Origin of the sequence: Herbaspirillum sp. UBA812, from assembly GCF_002296545.1 — a bacterium.
Classification (GTDB): domain Bacteria; phylum Pseudomonadota; class Gammaproteobacteria; order Burkholderiales; family Burkholderiaceae_D; genus Herbaspirillum; species Herbaspirillum huttiense.
Genome location: NZ_DBIC01000114.1, coordinates 5296 through 11118 on the forward strand (window position 1 = coordinate 5296; position 5823 = coordinate 11118).

A 5823-nucleotide genomic window follows, 5' to 3' on the forward strand; every position below is an offset into this window, starting at 1 on the left:
TCTGGTTGAACAGGTTGAAGGCGGCGATCTGCTGTTCCTCGAACAGTTGATCGACGTCATCGAGCAGGTAATGGCTGGTCTGCGGGCTATAGTCGAAGGCCGACTCGGGGGAGTCGGCACTGATGAGGCGGGCGCGGTTGCCTTCCTGGCCGGCCTTGGTGGCCAGGGCGTGCAGCAGGTGGGTCTTGCCGGCACCGGCTTCGGCCCAGAGGTAGATGAAGCGGTCGGTGCTGGCACTGCCGGTCTGGATGGATTTGTCCACGCCGGCCGTGGCCAGCAGCTTCAAGCGCTCCAGCAGTTCTGCGTTGCGGCCGGTCACGAAGCTGTCGAAGCTTTGCGGCTGGTCCGCGCTCAAATCGAGCGGAATCTGTTTCATCGGTGGCTATCAGCTACGAAGGCCGCAAGCTGCTTGCGGCCAGTTAATGCAGGACGGCGCCAAGCGCCCGAGCCTGCGCAGCGTCCTGCAAGGGCAGGGAGGCTGTGATCAATCATAAACTCTTCAACGGTTGTAAAAATTGCTGGCCAGATACTCGCGCCGCACATGCATGGCGATCACCGAGACGATGGCCGAGGCCGGCAGCGCCAGCAGCACGCCGACAAAACCGAACAGCTGGCCAAAGGCCAGCAGCGCGAAAATTACCACCAGCGGGTGCAGGCCGATACGCTCGCCCACCAGCTTGGGCGTGAGGATGAAGCTTTCCAGCACCTGTCCCACGCCATAAATCAGGGCCACCCACAGCAAGCCAATGGCACCATCGAATTGCAGGATGGCCGCCAGGATCGCCAGCACCAACCCCAGGCCGAAGCCCACATAGGGAATGAACACCAGCAGGCCCGTCAGGACGCCCACCGGCAGGGCGCTGTCAAATCCGGCTGCAGTGAGCGCAACCGAATAATAGACCGCCAGCACCAGCATCACCAGCAATTGTCCACGCAAGTACTGTCCCAGCAGGCTATCGACCTCGGCCGCCATGGTATTGACGCGGCCAGCCCAGCGGCGCGGGATCATGATCTGCAGGCGCTTGAGGAAGGGATGCCAGTCCTGCAGCAGGTAGAACAGCACCATCGGCACGAACAGCAGATTGGCCAGCCAGGCCAGCAGCGCCGTGCCCCCGACCTTGGCCGAGGCCAGCACCGAACTCCACAGCTCGTCGCCACTGGTGCTGATCTGTTGCGTGAGCAAGGCCTTGATGCCCGCCAGGTCCAGCCGCACATCGATGCCCAGCTGGTGCAGGCGCGGCGAAAGGAAGGCGTTCAACTTGTCCAGCAGCGGCGGCACCTGGGCCTGCAGCAGCGGGATCTGGCGCAGTACCAAAGGCACCACGATCAGCACCAGCGCCAGTCCGGCCAGGATCAGCAGCAAGACCATGATGGTCACGCCCACGAAACGCGGGATGCGCAGCGGGCCGATGCGGCGGCTGGCGATCCAGTCCACGCCCGGGTTGAGCGCATAACCGATGATGCCGGCGGCGACGAATGGCGAGAGCATCGGGCCCAGCGCCACCAGCAGCGCCAACAGCAAAATGCCGACAATCAGCCACGCCAGGTTCTGTTTTTGCTCTTCGGACAAAGAAAAAGGCATGGATTCGGAGTTCGCGGGTGGCGGTTTTGTTAAAATCACGGCTTGGCAGGGGCACTTCCGCCCTGAATCCCCTATTTTACCGTCTTCACTGGCAATATTTCATCATGACTTCACCTTCCAATGTCTCCCTCTCCTACCGTGACGCTGGCGTCGATATCGATGCCGGTGACGCCCTGGTCGAAGCGATCAAGCCGTTCGCCAAGCGCACCACCCGCGAAGGCGTGCTGGGCGGCATTGGCGGTTTCGGTGCCCTGTTCGAAATCAGCAAGAAGTACAAGGAACCGGTGCTGGTCTCCGGCACCGACGGCGTGGGCACCAAGCTCAAGCTGGCCTTCCACCTGAATCGTCACGATACGGTCGGTATCGACCTGGTGGCAATGAGCGTCAATGACATCCTGGTGCAGGGTGCCGAGCCGCTGTTCTTCCTGGATTACTTTGCTTGCGGCAAGCTGGACGTGCCCTCGGCCACCGATGTCATCAAGGGCATCGCCGCCGGTTGCGAACAGGCCGGCTGCGCCCTGATCGGCGGTGAAACCGCGGAAATGCCCAGCATGTACCCGGACGGTGAATACGACCTGGCCGGCTTCGCAGTCGGCGCGGTGGAAAAGTCCAAGATCATCGACGGCACCAAGATCGCCCCGGGCGACGTGGTGCTGGGCCTGGCCTCCTCAGGCGCGCACTCCAACGGCTACTCGCTGGTGCGCAAGATCCTGGACGTGGCCAAGCCCGACCTGGAAGCCGACTTCCACGGCCGCAAGCTGGCCGATGTGCTGATGGCCCCGACCCGCATCTACGTCAAGCCGCTGCTGGCGCTGATGGAGAAGCTGGAAGTCAAGGGCATGGTCCACATCACCGGTGGCGGCCTGGTCGAAAACATCCCGCGCGTGCTGCAGGATCATCTCACGGCTGAGCTGGACGCCAAGTCCTGGACCATGCCCCCGCTGTTCACCTGGCTGCAGCAGCATGGCGGCGTGGCTGATGCGGAAATGCACCGCGTCTTCAACTGCGGCATCGGCATGACCGTGATCGTCTCCAAGGAAAACGCCGACGCCGCTGAAGCCCATCTGAAGGCCGCCGGTGAAACCGTCTACCGTATCGGCACCATCCGCGCCCGCGCTGAAGGCGAAGCACAGACCATCGTGCGCTGATCGGTCCCTGTAAATCGTTTTAACGATTTATAAAGTAAAAAGGCTGCATTCTCAGGAATGCAGCCTTTTTTATTTTCGGTGGAGAATTTCCCGCCAGATGAAAACTTAGTTTTGTTAAAACAAAAACTAAGTTTCCAACAAGAAAAAACTAACAGTGAAGTTCAGCTCGCCTGCCCGACATCGCCATCCTGCTCCGCCAGGATCTGGCGCGGGACGGCCTGCAGGCCACGCGCCACGCCATTGGGCGGCGGCACGCGCACCGGCTCGCTGATGTCGGCGGCGGTGGAGAGCACGTTCAGGGTATCTTCCGGCGGGGCATCCCAGACCGGATCGTCGATGGCCTCGAAGACGCGCTTGAGTTGCGAACCCCAGCTGCGGCGGATCATCTGGAAATACTGGTTCTGCTCATCGATGGTCACGAAGCGGGTCACGGCCAGGTCTTCGCTTTCATAGACCAGCAGGTCCAGCGGCAGGCCCACCGAGATGTTGGACTTGAGCGTGGAATCCATGGAGATCAGCGCACACTTGGCGGCCTCGTCCAGCGAGGTCTGGGGCGTGACGACACGGTCAATGATGGGCTTGCCGTACTTGGATTCGCCGATCTGGAAATACGTGTTCTCGTCGTGCGACTCGATGAAGTTGCCGGCGGAGTACATCTGGAACAATCTGCAGCGCTCGCCACGGATCTGGCCGCCGAAGATGATGCTGACGTTGAAATCGATACCGAACTTGCTCAGCTCGGCGGCCTCGCGGTCATGCACGGCGCGAATGGCATCGCCCAGGATCTGCGCGGCTTCGTACATGGAGGTGGCGGTCCAGATGCTGCGGCCTTCCGCATTGGTGCGGTCGGTCAGCATCTGGCGGATGGATTGCGAAATCGACAGGTTGCCGGCGGTCATCACGACCATCACGCGGTCGCCCGGATTCTCGTAAACACTCATCTTGCGGAAGGTGCCGATATGGTCCACTCCGGCGTTGGTACGCGAATCGGACAGGAACACCAGGCCGCTGTTGAGGCGCATGGCTACGCAGTAGGTCATGATGGAAACGTGATACGTGGAAACGGAAAGCCGGATTTTACCGTAAGGCCCGGTGCCAGAGCGTGCGCGCCGGGGGCATCTGTCGTGACGTACCTACAGTAACGGCCTGTTTCCCGAAAAGATGACAGCGGCTGTGCTTCTTTCTTGCGCGCGAAGCACAGCCGGGGCGGCTTACGCTGCCAAAGGAACAAGAAAATCGCGGCTGATGCGATTGCCCAGTTCGAAGATGCGCTCCAAAAATTCGGTGAGCGTATCGTGCAGCCCGGCTTCCAGGATTTCCTCGATGCGGGCGAACTTCAGGTCGGCATGCAGCTTGCCCGCAAAGCGCTCGGTATCGGCCGAGACATCATTGCGCACATGATGCAAATTGGAGATCACGTTGCCCATGCAGGCCAGCAGCGAACGCGGCATGTCGGCCCGCAGGATCAGCAGCTCGGCCACGCGCTCGGGCGTGATGACGTCGCGGTAGACCTTGCGGTAGATCTCGAAGCCCGACACCGAACGCAGGATCGCGGCCCAGTAGTAGAAGTCCAGCTGTCCCGCTTCGTCGCGCGCCGACTGGCTTTGCGATTGTGATTGGGATTGCGATTGCGACTGGCCATTCTGCTTCTGCGATTGCGCTTCCTTGGCCCCGTGGAACTTGACGTCGATGATGCGCGCCGTGTTGTCCGCACGTTCCAGGAACGTCCCCAGGCGGATGAAGTGGAAAGCCTCATCCTCCAGCATGGTGCCGATGGTCACGCCGCGCGAGAGGTGCGAGCGATGCTTGACCCATTCGAAGAAATCGCTCGGGTTCTGCTCCAGCGCATTGGTCTGCAGATAGGACTGCATCTTGATCCAGGTGGCGTTCTGGATCTCCCACGCTTCGGTAGTCAGCGCGCCGCGCACGGCACGCGCATTCTCGCGCGCCTGGCGCAGGCAGGAGGCAATCGAGGACGGGTTGTTGGGATCCCGCACCATGAAGTCGATGACATCCTTCTGCGTGAGCTTGTCGTATTTCTGGTTGTAGCCATAGAGCAGTTCCGAGATGCCCAGTACGGCGCGCCAGCCTTGTTCGGCGTCGTCGACCGATTGCGGCAGCAGGGCGGTCTGCACGTGCACGTCGAGCATGCGGGCGGTGTTCTCGGCGCGCTCGGTGTAGCGGGCCATCCAGAAGAGGTGATCGGCGGTACGGCTCAGCATCTTATTTCTCCAGAATCCAGGTGTCCTTGGTGCCGCCGCCTTGCGACGAGTTCACCACCAGCGAGCCTTCCTTCAGGGCCACGCGCGTCAAGCCGCCCTTGACCATGGTGATCTGCTTGCCGGACAACACGAACGGACGCAGGTCCAGGTGGCGCGGGGCGATGCCCGATTCCACATAGGTCGGGCACACGGAGAGGGCCAGCGTGGGCTGGGCGATGTAGCCATCCGGCTTGGCGATGATGCGTGCGCGGAAGTCCTCGATCTCCTGTTTGGTGGAAGCCGGGCCGACCAGCATGCCGTAACCGCCGGCACCGTGCACTTCCTTGACCACCAGCTTTTCGAGGTTGGCCAGGGTGTAGGAAAGATCTTCCTTCTTGCGGCACTGGTAAGTGGGCACGTTGTTGAGGATGGGATCTTCGGACAGATAGAAACGCACCATGTCCGGTACATACGGATAGATCGACTTGTCGTCGGCCACACCGGTGCCGATCGCATTGGTCAGCGTCACCTTGCCGGCGCGATAGGCCTGCAGCAGGCCCGGCACGCCCAGCGCCGAATCGGGACGGAAGGCCAGCGGATCGAGGAAGTCGTCATCGATGCGGCGATAGATCACGTCGACCCGCTTGGGGCCGCGCGTGGTGCGCATGTAGACCACGTTGTCCTTGACGAAGAGGTCCTGTCCCTCCACCAGTTCGACGCCCATCTGCTGGGCCAGGAAGGCGTGCTCGAAGTAGGCCGAGTTGTACATGCCCGGGGTCATCACCACCACCGTCGGATCGGTCACGCCGGCCGGGGCCACCGAACGCAGGTTGTCCAGCAGCAGGTCGGGATAGTGATCGACCGGCGCAATCTTGTGGCGCTTGAACAGGTC

At 61.6% G+C, this 5823-nt stretch carries 6 protein-coding genes; 1 reads left to right on the top strand and 5 read right to left on the bottom strand.

Going from position 1 to position 5823, the window contains the following annotated elements; translation table 11 throughout:
- Together B3873_RS07440 and B3873_RS07445 are read right to left on the bottom strand one after the other, a co-directional pair.
- On the bottom strand, window positions 1–376 hold a 376-nt coding region (locus tag B3873_RS07440; RefSeq protein WP_286865001.1), incomplete at its 3' end, for a DnaA ATPase domain-containing protein.
- Window positions 377–499: 123 nt separating this feature from the next.
- Window positions 500–1582, bottom strand: coding sequence for an AI-2E family transporter (locus tag B3873_RS07445; RefSeq protein WP_034338366.1), 1083 nt, complete (start codon window positions 1580–1582; stop codon window positions 500–502).
- 104 nt (window positions 1583–1686) lie between these two features.
- Here B3873_RS07445 and purM point away from each other — a divergent pair, with 104 nt between their 5' ends.
- The gene (gene purM, locus B3873_RS07450) at window positions 1687–2730 is read left to right on the top strand and encodes a phosphoribosylformylglycinamidine cyclo-ligase (RefSeq protein ID WP_276837821.1); all 1044 of its coding nucleotides are present in this window, start codon (window positions 1687–1689) and stop codon (window positions 2728–2730) included.
- A 161-nt stretch (window positions 2731–2891) separates the two neighbouring features.
- Here purM and B3873_RS07455 read toward each other — a convergent pair whose 3' ends face one another.
- The 3 genes from B3873_RS07455 to B3873_RS07465 form a co-directional block, all read right to left on the bottom strand.
- Window positions 2892–3770, bottom strand: a complete 879-nt coding sequence (locus B3873_RS07455) for a peptidase (protein ID WP_286865003.1) — start codon at window positions 3768–3770, stop codon at window positions 2892–2894.
- 171 nt (window positions 3771–3941) lie between these two features.
- Window positions 3942–4952, bottom strand: coding sequence for an alpha-E domain-containing protein (locus B3873_RS07460; protein ID WP_134221364.1), 1011 nt, complete (start codon window positions 4950–4952; stop codon window positions 3942–3944).
- 1 nt (window position 4953) lies between these two features.
- Window positions 4954–5823: circularly permuted type 2 ATP-grasp protein (locus tag B3873_RS07465; protein WP_286865004.1), on the bottom strand; the 870-nt coding region annotated here is incomplete at its 5' end.